Below are 14,677 nucleotides of genomic sequence, written 5' to 3' on the forward strand. Positions count from 1 at the left end.
CCCAGGCCCAGAGCAGGACAGCCAGCAAGGCCGGCCAGCGCCGTTCAGTGCGGGCGCTTCTCAAGCAGGGCGTAGAAGAAACCGTCGTGGTCACCAGAGGGATTGTCCGGGACGCCACGGGCATTCGACCCGCTTTGGGGCAGCAAATGGCCTGGCGATGGCAGCAATCGTGCGTCGGTGTTGTGTACAAGAAACGCATCAATTTGTTGCGAACCTTCTTCGCGGAACACGGAGCAGGTGCAGTAAAGGAGCCGGCCCCCGGGCCGCACCAGCGGCCAGAGCGCGGCCAGGAGAGCGGCCTGTTGGGCTGCGAGCTGGGCGGTGTCGCTTTCGCGGCGCAGCCAGCGCACATCAGGATGGCGTCGCACGATGCCCGAGGCCGTGCATGGTGCGTCGAGCAGGATGGCGTCGAAGGACGTGCCGTCCCACCATTGGTCCGGACGCCCCGCGTCGGCGACGAGCACCTTGGCCTTGAGGCCGATGCGGGCCAGGGTTTCCTCGATACGGCGGCTGCGGACGGCATCGACTTCCAGGGCTGTCACGTCGATAGCGCCGGGGGCGGCCATTTCGAGCAGGTGCGCGGTCTTTCCGCCGGGGGCGGCGCAGGCATCGAGCACGCGCAGTGGCGCCGCCGCACCCGGCTTCGTCGGCAAGAGGCCTTCGAGCAGCAGCGGTGCGGCCATCTGCGCGGCGGCGTCCTGCACCGAGCAGGCGCCGTCGGCAAAACCGGGCAGTTGCTGCACGGGGCGTGCGCGCGTCAGCTGCAGGCCGCTGGGGCCTACGCGTATCGCACCGAGGCCAACGGCCTCCAGCTCCGCCAGATACGAAGCCACGGTCGATTTCTGAGCGTTGACCCGCAGCGTCATCGGCGCCTGCGCGTTGTCGGCGCCCAGCACCCGCTGCCAGTCGCGCGGATGGTCGCGCTTGAGGCGCTCGATCCACCAGCGCGGGTGGTTCCATTGCGCGACGGGTTCGGTGTCGGTGGCGGCCACGAGCTCGTCGCGCTCACGCAAGAAGCGCCTCAGACAGGCATTGATGAAGCTGGCCTGCGCCCGCGTGGCCGGGTTGCGCTTGGCGGCCTCGACGGCCTGGTCGACCAGCGTGAAGGGCTCGTAGGGTGCACGCTCGCTGTCCCACGCCAGCGCCAGCGCGGTGCACAGCAGGGCATCGGGCAGCGGCGGCGGCGTGCGCTTGGCCAGGTGGCGACGCAGCGCCTCGGCGCGGCCGAGCCAGCGCAGCACCTGGAAGCCGAGCGCCTGCACGCCGGGGCGCAGCGAAGGCTCGACCGCCTCGAAGGCAACCGAGCCCGAGGTGCCGGCGCGAATCGACGCCAGCGCCACCGCGGTCAGTTGCAGTTGGCGCCAGAGCGGAGGCTGCAGCGACGGCGCACCGTTGTTGCTGCTGGAGGAAGGATCGGAAGGTAGTTCTGACAAGTTGGGGCGATGGTAACGGGCGACCGTAAAGCCGGACGCCGTGCAATGGAAAGAAGAAAGAGCCGCGCCGGGCGCCGAACTCAGAGCAGCGGAGCGGCCGGACGCAGACGCACGGCCCATGCCACCAGCAACGCCGGAAACTGCGCGATCGCAGCGTTGTAGTGCCCCACCGCCTGATTGAACTGGCTGCGCGCGATCTCCGCCGCGGCCGAAGGCTCGGGCCACGCGATCGGCTCGATGGCGCTGGGCACCGTGGCCTCGGTCCCGGGCTGAAGTTGCGCCGGCCGCGACAGAGTGCCGTCGGCGTCGAACACCGTCACATCGTCCGGGTGCTGGCGTCGCCACGCGTTGATCCACACCTGCAGCGCAGTAGCCAGCGCGGCCATGACGCCAGTGTCCAGCGGGTGCAGCCGGGTCGCGCCGAGCAGGGTCGCGAGCTGGGTGGTCGCGGCCTGCAATGGCGCGATGGACGACAGCGACTCACCCGTCGGCGACGCGTCCACCGGTGGCGCGGCGGTGATGCTGGCCTGCACGAAGTCGAGCTGCTTGCCCAGGGCCGCATCGAGCAGGCCGTAGGCCTGCAGCACGGCCGCGCGCAAACGCACCAGCCGGTTGTAGGCACCGACAAACCAGAACAGCAGGACCGCGATCACGATCCAGCTGGTCAGCGATTCGGGCAATACGCTCATCGACGACAACGCCTCATCATTGAAAACACAAAGAAAAACGCCCCCCAACCGGAGGCGGTCGGGGGGCGTGGTGTACCGGTCATGGCCGGTGATGCTACCGAGTTATTCGGTCGCGGCGCCTTCGCTGGCGTCAGCCGTGCTGGCCGCTGCATCGCTGTCGGCGGAGCCTGCCAGTTCGGCAGCTTCCGATTCGGCGATGGCACGGCGCTCGGCTTCGTCCATGGCGTCCTTGACCTTGCGGGCCTGGTGGTAAGCCATGCCGGTGCCTGCGGGGATCAGGCGGCCGACGATGACGTTTTCCTTCAGGCCGCGCAGCTCGTCGCGCTTGCCCATGATCGCGGCTTCGGTCAGCACGCGCGTCGTTTCCTGGAACGAAGCAGCCGAGATGAACGAGTCGGTCGACAGCGATGCCTTCGTGATACCCAGCAGCAGGTTGGTGAACGTCGCGGGGATCTTGCCGTCGGCGCGCAGGGCGTCGTTGGTGTTGAGCATTTCGCTGCGTTCGACCTGTTCGCCGGAGATGTAGCTCGTGTCGCCGATGTTGTCGACCACGACGCGGCGCAGCATCTGGCGAACGATCACCTCGATGTGCTTGTCGTTGATCTTCACACCCTGCAGGCGGTACACGTCCTGCACTTCGTCCACGATGTAGCGCGCCAGTTCTTCCGAACCCAGCAGGCGCAGGATGTCCTGCGGGTCCGCCGGGCCGTCGACCACGGATTCGCCCTTGTTCACCACCTGGCCTTCGTGCACCAGGATGTTCTTTTCCTTCGGCACGAGGTCTTCCCAGACCGTGCCTTCCGGATCGGTGATCTGCAGGCGGATCTTGCCCTTCGTTTCCTTGCCGAACGACACGGTGCCGGTCATTTCGGCCAGCATGCCCTTGTCCTTCGGCGAACGGGCTTCGAACAGCTCGGCAACGCGCGGCAGACCGCCGGTAATGTCGCGGGTCTTCTGGCCTTCGACCGGAATACGCGCCAGCACTTCGCCGGGGCCCACGTCCTGACCGTCACGGATCTGGACCAGAGCGCCGATCGGGAAGCCGATCGTCACCGAGTGGTCGGTGCCCGGGATCTTCACTTCGGCGCCGGAGGCGTCGATGAGCTTCACCTGCGGGCGCACGACCTTGGCAGCGCCGCGGCGCTTCGGGTCGATCACGACCAGGGTCGACAGGCCGGTCACTTCGTCCACCTGCTTGGCAACCGTGAGGCCTTCCTCGACGTTTTCGAACTGCGTCTTGCCGGCGAACTCGGTAATGATCGGGCGCGTCAGCGGATCCCAGTTGGCAAGCACGTGGCCGGCCTTGATCTGCTGGTCGGCCTTGACCGTCAGGGTCGCGCCGTACGGCACCTTGTGGCGTTCGCGCTCACGGCCGTGCTCGTCATGGATGACGATCTCGCCCGAACGCGAAATCACGACCAGCTCGCCCTTGCTGTTGGTCACGTAGCGCATCGTGGCGTTGAAGCCGATCGAGCCGTTCGACTTGGCTTCCACGCTCGAAGCGATGGCAGCGCGCGAAGCGGCACCACCGATGTGGAAGGTACGCATCGTCAGCTGCGTGCCGGGTTCGCCGATGGACTGAGCGGCGATCACACCGACGGCTTCGCCGATGTTGATCAGGCCGCCGCGGCCCAGGTCGCGGCCGTAGCAGGTCGCGCAGATGCCGAAGCGGGTTTCGCAGGTCAGCGCGGTGCGGACCTTGACCTCGTCGACGCCTTGCGCTTCCAGCGCTTCGATGTTGTCTTCGTCGAACATCTCGCCGGCCTTCAGCAGCACCGAACGGTTTTCCGGGTGCAGCACGTCGTCCGCAGCCGAGCGGCCGAGGATACGGTCGCGCAGCGACTCGATCACTTCACCGCCTTCGACGATGGCGCGCATCAGGTAGCCGCCGTGCGTGCCGCAGTCCTGCTCGGTCACGACCAGGTCTTGCGTCACGTCGACCAGACGACGGGTCAGGTAGCCCGAGTTCGCCGTCTTCAGCGCCGTGTCGGCCAGACCCTTACGGGCACCGTGGGTGGAGATGAAGTACTCCAGCACGTTCAGGCCTTCGCGGAAGTTCGCGGTAATGGGCGTCTCGATGATCGAGCCGTCCGGCTTGGCCATCAGGCCCCGCATACCGGCCACCTGGCGAATCTGGGCCGCGGAACCGCGGGCGCCCGAGTCGGCCATCATGTAGATCGAGTTGAAGGACTCCTGCTCGACTTCCTTGCCGTGGCGGTCGATGACGCGTTGCTTCGACAGCTTGGCCATCATGACCTTCGACACTTCGTCGCCGGCCTTGCCCCAGATGTCCACCACCTTGTTGTAGCGTTCGCCGGAGGTCACCAGACCCGACACGTACTGCTGCTCGATCTCCTTCACTTCCTTGGCGGAGCGCTCGATGATGCCGTGCTTCTCGGCGGGCACCAGCATGTCGTCGATGGCGATCGAGATGCCGGCCTTGGTCGCCAGGCGGAAGCCGTTTTGCAGCAGCTTGTCGGCGAACACGACGGTCTCTTTCAGGCCGCACTTGCGGAACGAGACGTTGATGAGCTTGGAGATTTCCTTCTTCTTCAGCGCCTTGTTGATGTTCGAGAACGGCAGGCCCTTCGGCAGGATCTCGGACAGCAGGGCACGGCCCACGGTGGTGTCCACGAGCGAGGTCGACGGCGTGAATTCGCCGGTTTCCTTGTTCTTGGTGTATTCCGTGATGCGCACTGCCACCTTGGCGGTGAGTTCGACTTCGTTGGCGTCGAGCGCGCGCTGCACTTCACCGATGTCGGAGAAGATCAGGCCCTCGCCCTTGCCGTTGATGCGGTCGCGGGTCGTGTAGTACAGACCCAGCACCACGTCCTGCGAAGGAACGATCGACGGTTCGCCCGAAGCCGGGAACAGCACGTTGTTGGAGGCCAGCATCAGCGTGCGGGCTTCCATTTGCGCTTCCACCGACAGCGGCACGTGAACAGCCATCTGGTCGCCGTCGAAGTCGGCGTTGAATGCCGCGCAGACGAGCGGGTGCAGCTGGATGGCCTTGCCTTCGATCAGGATCGGTTCGAAGGCCTGGATGCCCAGACGGTGCAGCGTAGGAGCGCGGTTCAGCATGACCGGGTGCTCCTTGATGACCTCTTCCAGGATGTCCCAGACCACCGGCGTGCCCGATTCGACTTCCTTCTTGGCAGCCTTGATCGTCGTCGCGATGCCCATGGCTTCGAGGCGCGAGAAGATGAAGGGCTTGAACAGCTCGAGCGCCATCAGCTTCGGCAGGCCGCACTGGTGCAGCTTGAGCGTCGGGCCCACCACGATGACCGAACGGCCCGAGTAGTCGACGCGCTTGCCCAGCAGATTCTGGCGGAAGCGGCCGCTCTTGCCCTTGATCATGTCGGCCAGCGACTTCAGCGCGCGCTTGTTGGCGCCCGTCATGGCCTTGCCACGGCGGCCGTTGTCCAGCAGCGAGTCGACAGCTTCCTGCAGCATCCGCTTTTCGTTGCGCGCGATGATTTCCGGAGCCTTCAGCTCCAGCAGGCGGCGCAGACGCGAATTGCGGTTGATGACGCGGCGATACAGGTCGTTCAGGTCGGAGGTCGCGAAGCGGCCGCCGTCCAGCGGCACCAGCGGACGCAGGTCCGGCGGCAGCACGGGCAGCACGTCGAGCACCATCCACTCGGGCTTGATGCCCGACTTGCGGAAGGCTTCCAGCACCTTCAGGCGCTTGGAGTTCTTCTTGACCTTGACTTCGGAGCCGGTCAGGTCGCCGCGCAGGCGTTCGATCTCGCTGTCGAGTTCGATGCCTTCGAGCAGATCCTTGATGCCTTCGGCGCCCATCTTGGCGACGAATTCGTCACCGTATTCCTTGCGCTTCGCGTCGTAGTCGTCCTCGGACATGATGCCGAACTTCTTCAGCGGGGTCATGCCGGGGTCGGTGATCACGTAGGCTTCGAAGTACAGCACGCGTTCGATGTCGCGCAGCGTCATGTCGAGCACGAGGCCCAGGCGCGACGGCAGCGACTTCAGGAACCAGATGTGGGCGCAGGGCGCGGCCAGGTCGATGTGACCCATGCGCTCGCGACGCACCTTGGTCTGCGTGACTTCAACGCCGCACTTCTCGCAGATCACGCCGCGGTGCTTCAGGCGCTTGTACTTGCCGCACAGGCACTCGTAGTCCTTGATGGGGCCGAAGATCTTGGCGCAGAAGAGACCGTCGCGCTCGGGCTTGAACGTGCGGTAGTTGATCGTCTCGGGCTTCTTCACCTCGCCGAAAGACCACGAACGGATCTTCTCGGGCGAAGCCATGCCGATCTTGATGGCATCGAAATGCTCATCAGGCGTGAATTGCTTGAACAGGTCGAGTAGCGATTTCATAAGACTCTTTCCCTTTTCAAATTAAGAACGCTCGAGCTCGATGTCGAGGCCCAGCGAACGAATTTCCTTGACCAGCACGTTGAACGATTCCGGCATGCCGGCTTCGATCGAGTGCTCGCCCTTGACGATGCTTTCGTACACCTTGGTACGGCCTTGCACGTCGTCGGACTTCACGGTCAGCATTTCCTGCAGGACGTAGGCGGCGCCGTAAGCTTCCAGCGCCCACACTTCCATTTCCCCGAAACGCTGGCCGCCGAACTGCGCCTTGCCGCCCAGCGGTTGCTGCGTGACGAGCGAGTACGGGCCGGTGGAACGCGCGTGCATCTTGTCGTCGACCAGGTGATGCAGCTTCAGGAAGTGCATGTAGCCGACGGTGACGGGACGCTCGAACTGGTCGCCGGTGCGGCCGTCGAACAGGTACGCCTGCGTGCGCGTATCGGTCAGGCCCTTGAGCTTGGCGATGTCGTCCGGGTAGGCGAGCTTCAGCATGCCGCGGATTTCTTCTTCCGAAGCACCGTCGAACACAGGCGTCGCGAAGGTCGCGCCGTTCTGCAGGTTCGCTGCCATTTCGAGCAGTTCGGTGTCGTTCAGCGAGCTGATGTTTTCCTGGCGGCCCGAGCCGTTGTACAGCTGCTCCATGAACTTGCGCAGCTCGGCCACCTTGGCCTCTTGCTGCAGCAGGTCACCGATGCGCTGGCCGATGCCCTTGCCGGCCCAGCCCAGATGCACCTCGAGCACCTGGCCCACGTTCATCCGCGAAGGCACGCCCAGCGGGTTCAGGCAGATGTCGCACGGCGTACCGTCGGCCATGTGGGGCATGTCTTCGACCGGAACGATCTTCGACACCACACCCTTGTTGCCGTGGCGGCCGGCCATCTTGTCGCCGGGTTGCAGGCGGCGCTTGACGGCCAGGTAGACCTTGACCATCTTGAGCACGCCCGCGGGCAGCTCGTCGCCCTGCGTGAGCTTCTTGCGCTTTTCTTCGAACGCGAGGTCGAAGCTGTGGCGCGTCTGCTCCAGCGAGTTCTTGATCGACTCGAGCTGCGAAGCCACTTCGTCTTCCGCCGGGCGGATGTCAAACCAGTGGAACTTCTCGACCGACGACAGGTAGGCCTTGTCGAGCTTGGTGCCCTTGGCCAGCTTGTTCGGGCCGCCGTTGGCGACCTTGCCGGTCAGCAGCTTCTCGATACGGTCGAACGCGTCGGCTTCGACGATGCGAAGCTGGTCGTTCAGGTCGAGGCGAAAGCGCTTGAGCTCGTCGTCGATGATCTGCTGGGCGCGCTTGTCGCGCGTGATGCCTTCGCGGGTGAACACCTGCACGTCGATCACGGTGCCTTGCGAGCCCTGATCCACACGCAGCGAGGTGTCCTTCACGTCGGAAGCCTTCTCGCCGAAGATGGCGCGAAGCAGCTTCTCTTCAGGCGTCAGCGTGGTCTCGCCCTTCGGCGTGACCTTGCCCACCAGCGTGTCGCCCGGCTGCACTTCGGCGCCGACATAAATGATGCCGGATTCGTCGAGGCGGTTGAGCTGCTGCTCGGCCAGGTTCGGGATGTCGCGCGTGATTTCTTCTGCGCCCAGCTTCGTGTCGCGAGCCATCACCACCAGTTCCTCGATGTGGATCGAGGTGTAGCGGTCTTCTGCGACGACGCGTTCCGAGATCAGGATCGAGTCTTCGAAGTTGTAGCCGTTCCAGGGCATGAACGCGATCAGCATGTTCTGGCCGAGGGCCAGTTCGCCGAGGTCGGTCGATGCACCGTCGGCCACCACGTCGCCCTTGGCGATCTTGTCGCCGCGCTTGACGATGGGGCGCTGGTGGATGTTGGTGTTCTGGTTCGAACGCTGATACTTGATCAGGTTGTAGATGTCCACACCGACTTCACCGGCAGCCGCTTCAGCGTCGTTCACGCGCACCACGACACGGGTCGCATCGACGTAGTCGACGATACCGCCGCGGGTGGCCGTGACCACGGTGCCGGAGTCGACCGCGGAGACGCGCTCGATACCGGTACCGACCATCGGCTTCTCGGGGCGCAGCACAGGCACGGCCTGGCGCTGCATGTTGGCGCCCATCAACGCGCGGTTCGCGTCGTCGTGCTCGAGGAACGGCACGAGCGATGCGGCCACCGACACGATCTGCGCAGGCGACACATCCATGTACTGGATGCGTTCGGCACCGACCAGGATCGATTCGCCGGCTTCACGCGCCGAGACCAGGTCGCCGGTCAGCTTGCCGTCCTTGTCCAGGGCCGCGTTGGCCTGGGCGATGACGTACTTGCCTTCCTCGATGGCCGACAGGTAGTCGATGTCCATCGTGACCTTGCTGTCGATCACGCGACGGTACGGCGTCTCGATGAAGCCGTATTCGTTCAGGCGGGCGTACAGGGCCAGCGAGTTGATCAGGCCGATGTTCGGGCCTTCAGGCGTTTCGATCGGGCACACGCGGCCGTAGTGGGTCACGTGCACGTCGCGCACTTCGAAGCCTGCACGTTCACGCGTCAGACCACCCGGGCCAAGGGCCGACACGCGGCGCTTGTGGGTGATTTCGGACAGCGGGTTCGTCTGGTCCATGAACTGCGACAGCTGCGAGGCACCGAAGAATTCCTTCAGCGCGGCCGAGATCGGCTTGCTGTTGATCAGGTCGTGCGGCATCAGCGGCTCTTGTTCCGCTTGACCCAGACGTTCCTTCACGGCCTTCTCGATACGTGCCAGGCCGGTGCGGTACTGGTTTTCGGCCAGTTCGCCGACGCAACGCACGCGGCGGTTGCCCAGGTGGTCGATGTCGTCGACTTCGCCATTGCCGTTGCGCAGGTCGACGAGGATCTTGACCACGGCCAGGATGTCTTCGTTGGTCAGCACCATCGGGCCGGTCGATTCGTCGCGGCCGACCTTGGCGTTGAACTTCATGCGGCCGACGCGCGACAGGTCGTACGTGTCCGGGTTGTAGAACAGGCGCTGGAACAGGGCCTGCACGGCGTCTTCCGTCGGCGGCTCGCCGGGGCGCATCATGCGGTAGATGGCCACGCGCGCAGCGAATTCGTCCACGGTTTCGTCGATGCGCAGGGTCTGCGAGATGTACGCGCCCTGATCGAGTTCGTTCGTGTAGATGACCTGCACGTCTTGCACGCCGGCCGTGCGCAGCTTCTTCAGCAGCGCTTCGGTCAGCTCGTCGTTGGCCTTGGCCAGGATTTCGCCGGAGTCGGCGTCGACGATGTTGCGGGCGATCACGCGGCCGATCAGGAAGTCTTCCGGCACGCTGATGTGCGTGGTGCCGCCCTGCTCGAGCTCACGCGTGTGGCGCGCGGTAACGCGCTTGTCCTTGGCGACCACGACCTTGCCCGACTTGTCGGTGATGTCGAAGCGCGCGACTTCGCCGCGCAGGCGCTCGGAGACGAACTCCATCTGCGCGCCGCTGTCCATCAGGCGGAAGTTGTCGTTCACGAAGAAGTTCGCGAGGATCGATTCCGGGTTCAGGCCGATGGCCTTCAGCAGGATCGTGACCGGCATCTTGCGGCGACGGTCCACGCGGAAGTACAGCATGTCCTTCGGGTCGAACTCGAAGTCGAGCCACGAACCGCGGTAGGGAATCACGCGGGCCGAGAACAGCAGCTTGCCCGAGCTGTGCGTCTTGCCCTTGTCGTGTTCGAAGAACACGCCCGGCGAACGGTGCAGCTGCGACACGATCACGCGTTCGGTGCCGTTGATGATGAACGAACCCTTTTCGGTCATGAGCGGCACTTCGCCCATGTAGACCTCTTGTTCCTTCACTTCCTTGACCACCTTCGACTGCGAAGTCGACGACTCGCGGTCATAGATGATGAGCTGGACCTTGGCGCGCACGGCCGAGGCGAAGGTCAGACCACGGGTCTGGCACTCGCGCACATCGAACGCCGGCTTCGCCAGGTTGTACTCGAGGAACTTCATCTCGACGAAACCGTTGTGCGAGACGATCGGGAAGGCGGCGTCGAACGCGGCCTGCAGGCCTTCGACGGTGCGTTGTTTCGGGGGAATGCCGGCTTGCAGGAACGCGGTGTACGCGTCTTTCTGCATCTGCAGCAGGTAGGGAATTTCGACGACGCTGTCGCGATTGCCGAAACTTTTTCGGATGCGCTTGCGTTCGGTGTAACTGTACGCGGACGATTGGGCCATGAGAGCTCCGGTGCTTGAGATCTTCAGCGACTTGTCAGCAGTGCCGAGGCACCACTGCTTGGCGGCTGGCCACTACCAGCCGTTGGCGGACAGCGATGCGTTGCACATCGCCCGAACCAAGGGGTCTTCTGCAGTCGGGGTCAGAAGACACTCAAAAAACGTCTCGTCTTGGCTTTTCCGTCGACCTGAAGGTCTCCGGGAAAACCGGCAACGAGCCGGCTTTTGGGTGCGCTCTGAAAGCGGCAAAGGCTGGAGGGCCTTTTCAGGCGCCTCCAGCCCTCCAGGGGGTCTGAATTACTTCAGTTCCACCTTGGCGCCGGCTTCTTCCAGCTTCTTCTTGGCAGCGTCAGCGTCAGCCTTCGACAGGCCTTCCTTGACAGCCTTGGGAGCGGCTTCCACCAGATCCTTGGCTTCCTTGAGGCCCAGGCCGGTGATTTCGCGCACAGCCTTGATGACCGACACCTTGTTCGCGCCGACATCAGCCAGCACGACATTGAATTCGGTCTTTTCTTCGACCACAGCAGCGGCTGCGCCACCACCAGCGGCCGGAGCCGACATTGCAGCGGCGCTCACGCCGAACTTCTCTTCGATGGCTTTCACCAGGTCGTTGAGTTCCAGGACCGTCATGCTGTCGAGCGCGGTCAGAAATGCGTCTTTATCGAATGCCATTTTTGTTTCCTAACAATTGGGTTGAATATTTCAAACGCGAGGCTCAGGCGGCCTGCGCTTCTGCCGGTGGTGCATCGGCAACGGGTGCAGCTTCGCCACCACCGCGCTTCTCAGCCAGCGCCGCGAGCACGCGGGCGGTACGAGAGATCGGGGATTGCATCAAGCCCAGCAATTGCGCCAGCAGCACTTCCTTCGAAGGGATGTTGGCCAGTTGCTTCACGCCGTCGACGTCCAGGGCCTTGCCACCGAAGGCGCCGCCGCGAATGACCAGCTTGTCGTTGGTCTTCGCGAAATCGGCCACCACCTTGGCGGCGGCCACAGCGTCTTCGGAGAAGCCGTAGATCAGCGGACCGGTCATCTGGTCGCCAACAATCTCAAACGGGCTACCAGCGACAGCACGGCGGGCCAGGGTGTTCTTCAGAACACTCAGGCTCACACCCTTGCTGCGCGCTTCGTTGCGCAGTTTGGTCATATCGGCCACCGTGATGCCACGGTATTCCGCCATCACGAGCGTTTGAGCTTTTGCGGCGAGGCTGGTCACATCACTGATGACCGCTTCTTTCTCACTGCGATTCAGACTCAAGGTCTACTCCTTTTAATGCGATCTTCGGCCGGGGCCTGGGATCGCGCTTCATGCAGCGACCAACTGTTTCGGAACAAAAATCAAATTCCTTGCAGCGGGATCGCCATCTGCGCTGATTGCCTGACGGAAAGGTCCGGCGATTAAGTGCAGCACCCTGCACACCAGCGGTCTTGGATGGCCCGCGGCAACCGAAGCTGCCGCGACCCACCACATTCGCCCCACCCTTTCGGGCGGAGCAAATCTCTTTAGCTCGCCGAGATGGTTTGCGTGTCCACGCGGACACCCAGACCCATGGTCGACGACACAGCCACCTTGCGCAGGTACACGCCCTTGCTGGTCGCGGGCTTGGCCTTGACCAGAGCATCGATCAGCGCTGCGAGGTTGCCCTGCAGCTTGTCGTTGTCGAACGAGCGACGGCCGATCGTGCCGTGCACGATGCCGGCCTTGTCGACGCGGAACTGAACCTGGCCAGCCTTGGCGTTCTTCACGGCCGTAGCGACGTCCGGGGTCACCGTGCCAACCTTCGGGTTAGGCATCAGGCCGCGCGGGCCGAGGATCTGGCCGAGCGTACCGACGACGCGCATGGCGTCCGGTGCGGCGATCACGACGTCGAAAGGCATGTCGCCAGCCTTGACCATGGCAGCCAGGTCGTCCATGCCGACGATGTCGGCGCCGGCGGCCTTGGCTTCTTCAGCCTTGGCGCCTTGGGCGAACACGGCGACGCGCTTGGTCTTGCCGGTGCCGTTGGGCAGCACGACGGCGCCACGCACGACCTGGTCCGACTTCTTCGCATCGATGCCGAGTTGCACGGCCACGTCGATCGATTCATCGAACTTGGCGGTGGCGGCTTCCTTGACGATGGTGATCGCGTCAACCAGCGGGTACAGCTTGTTGCTGTCGACCTTGCCTTCGAGCGACTTCTGCTTCTTGGTGATCTTGGACATTTACACGCCCTCCACATTCACGCCCATCGAGCGGGCCGAGCCGGCGATGGTACGAACTGCTGCGTCGAGGTCGGCGGCAGTCAGGTCCTTCATCTTGGCCTTGGCGATTTCTTCGAGCTGAGCGCGCGTGATCTTGCCGACCTTGTCGGTGTGCGGACGGGCCGAGCCCTTTTCCAGCTTGATGGCCTTCTTGATCAAGGTGATCGCCGGGGGCGTCTTGATGATGAAGGTGAAGCTCTTGTCAGCGAACGCGGTGATGACCACCGGCAGCGGCAGACCCGGCTCGACGCCTTGGGTTTGCGCGTTGAACGCCTTGCAGAACTCCATGATGTTCAGACCGCGCTGACCGAGTGCGGGACCGATCGGCGGGGACGGGTTGGCCTTACCAGCTGGCACTTGCAGCTTGATGAAGCCGACGATTTTTTTCGCCATGCTATTTGCTCCTTGCGGGTGATATCGCCTTGGCTTGCGGCCGCGGCTCCCCGGGGTTAAACGACTCTTCGATCAAGGCCGCGCGCCGAGTCGGACAACGCGCAGCCGGAAACAGTAACGCCGACCCGAAGGCCGGCGGGGCGTCAGGTCTTCTCGACCTGGCTGAATTCGAGTTCCACAGGTGTCGCGCGGCCGAAAATCATGACCGATACGCTGACCTTGCTCTTCTCGTAGTTGACTTCTTCGACAGTGCCGTTGAAGTCGGTGAACGGGCCTTCCTTGACGCGCACGAATTCGCCAACGGTGAACTCGACCTTGTGGCGCGGCTTCTCGGTGCCCTGCTGCATCTGGCTGACGATGTCCTCGACCTCTTTCTGCGAGATCGGGGCCGGACGGTTCTTGGCGCCACCCACGAAACCCGTCACCTTGTTGGTGTGCTTCACCAGGTGCCAGCTCTCGTCGTCCATGATCATTTCGACCAGCACGTAGCCCGGGAAGAAGCGACGCTCGGTGGTGCGCTTCTGGCCGTTCTTGATTTCGACCACTTCTTCGGTCGGAACCAGGATGCGACCGAACTTGTCCTGCATGCCGGCGCGATTGATGCGCTCGGTGATGTTGCGCTCGACGGCCTTCTCCATGCCCGAATAGGCATGCACCACGTACCAACGCAGATCTGGATTGGCGGCGGGAGCCAGCACCGAGGTGTTTTCTTCCTCTGGCGCGCCCGGCGTGGTTTCAACTGCATTCACTGGATCAGCGGTCATTTATTTTCTCCAGCCCAGAATGAGGTCGAAAAACACCCATTCGAGCGTCTTGTCGGTGAGCCAGAGGAAGACGGACATGATCGCCACGAAGGCGAACACATAAGCCGTCATCTGCATCGCTTCCTTGCGGGTCGGCCAGACGACCTTCTTGACCTCGCGCCACGAGTCGCGGCCGAAGGCCCACAACTGACGGCCATTCTCCGAACTGCCGAAGGCAGCCACCGCTGCGGCCAAGCCGACCAGCAGCGCAGCCCATTGCACCAGCGAGCCTTGGCGCGACAGCAGATAGAACGCCACGATGGCGCCCACTGCCAGCACGACAGCCACGGCCAGTTTGGCCTTGTCGGCGCCGGTGCTCACGGTTTCGATTTGAGAAGTGGCCATGTTTGGCTGATTTCCTGTGGCCCTGAGGCCTTCAATTCAATGCGTCTCTTGAGACGCCGAAGCCCGTCGGGACGCGACGGGCTTTTTTCGGAGTGCCACCTAAGTGGCAGGGGCAGTAGGAATCGAACCTACAACCTTCGGTTTTGGAGACCGACGCTCTGCCAATTGAGCTATACCCCTCCGGTACTCTTTGCGCCCGACTTAGATGTCGAGGATCTTGGCCACGACGCCCGAACCCACGGTACGGCCGCCTTCACGGATGGCGAAGCGCAGGCCTTCTTCCATCGCGATCGGG

At 63.7% G+C, this 14,677-nt stretch carries 10 protein-coding genes, 1 tRNA gene and 1 pseudogene; all 12 read right to left on the minus strand.

The features are described from left to right. Positions 1-44: 44 nt before the first annotated feature. The gene (gene rsmB, locus BLW48_RS34045) at positions 45-1,433 is read right to left on the minus strand and encodes a 16S rRNA (cytosine(967)-C(5))-methyltransferase RsmB (protein WP_371127587.1); all 1,389 of its coding nucleotides are present in this window, start codon (positions 1,431-1,433) and stop codon (positions 45-47) included. An 80-nt stretch (positions 1,434-1,513) separates the two neighbouring features. Beyond that, positions 1,514-2,122, minus strand: coding sequence for a LemA family protein (locus tag BLW48_RS34050; RefSeq protein ID WP_093180099.1), 609 nt, complete (start codon positions 2,120-2,122; stop codon positions 1,514-1,516). 102 nt (positions 2,123-2,224) lie between these two features. Next, positions 2,225-6,460: a DNA-directed RNA polymerase subunit beta' gene (gene rpoC / locus BLW48_RS34055; RefSeq protein ID WP_093057183.1), complete on the minus strand. Its 4,236-nt coding sequence runs from the start codon at positions 6,458-6,460 to the stop codon at positions 2,225-2,227. Positions 6,461-6,481: 21 nt separating this feature from the next. Continuing rightward, positions 6,482-10,606, minus strand: coding sequence for a DNA-directed RNA polymerase subunit beta (gene rpoB / locus BLW48_RS34060; RefSeq protein ID WP_093057182.1), 4,125 nt, complete (start codon positions 10,604-10,606; stop codon positions 6,482-6,484). A 294-nt stretch (positions 10,607-10,900) separates the two neighbouring features. Next, positions 10,901-11,275: a 50S ribosomal protein L7/L12 gene (rplL, locus tag BLW48_RS34065; RefSeq protein WP_093057181.1), complete on the minus strand. Its 375-nt coding sequence runs from the start codon at positions 11,273-11,275 to the stop codon at positions 10,901-10,903. A 43-nt stretch (positions 11,276-11,318) separates the two neighbouring features. Beyond that, positions 11,319-11,858 carry a 50S ribosomal protein L10 gene (rplJ, locus tag BLW48_RS34070; protein ID WP_093180101.1) on the minus strand — a complete coding sequence of 180 codons (540 nt, stop codon included), beginning with the start codon at positions 11,856-11,858 and terminating at the stop codon, positions 11,319-11,321. Positions 11,859-12,103: 245 nt separating this feature from the next. Then, a complete protein-coding gene (gene rplA / locus BLW48_RS34075; protein WP_093057179.1) occupies positions 12,104-12,802 on the minus strand; it encodes a 50S ribosomal protein L1 in 699 nt (232 codons plus the stop codon). Further along, on the minus strand, positions 12,803-13,234 hold the full coding sequence (rplK, locus tag BLW48_RS34080; protein ID WP_007831051.1) for a 50S ribosomal protein L11: 432 nt from the start codon (positions 13,232-13,234) through the stop codon (positions 12,803-12,805). Positions 13,235-13,377: 143 nt separating this feature from the next. After that, positions 13,378-13,998, minus strand: a complete 621-nt coding sequence (gene nusG / locus BLW48_RS34085) for a transcription termination/antitermination protein NusG (protein ID WP_256217011.1) — start codon at positions 13,996-13,998, stop codon at positions 13,378-13,380. Continuing rightward, on the minus strand, positions 13,999-14,382 hold the full coding sequence (gene secE, locus BLW48_RS34090) for a preprotein translocase subunit SecE (protein WP_093057178.1): 384 nt from the start codon (positions 14,380-14,382) through the stop codon (positions 13,999-14,001). A 104-nt stretch (positions 14,383-14,486) separates the two neighbouring features. Beyond that, a tRNA-Trp gene (locus BLW48_RS34095) sits at positions 14,487-14,562 on the minus strand. Positions 14,563-14,583: 21 nt separating this feature from the next. Then, positions 14,584-14,677, minus strand: a pseudogene (locus BLW48_RS34100) (elongation factor Tu); the annotation flags it as partial.

This window comes from Variovorax sp. YR266 (genome assembly GCF_900107295.1).
GTDB lineage: Bacteria > Pseudomonadota > Gammaproteobacteria > Burkholderiales > Burkholderiaceae_C > Variovorax.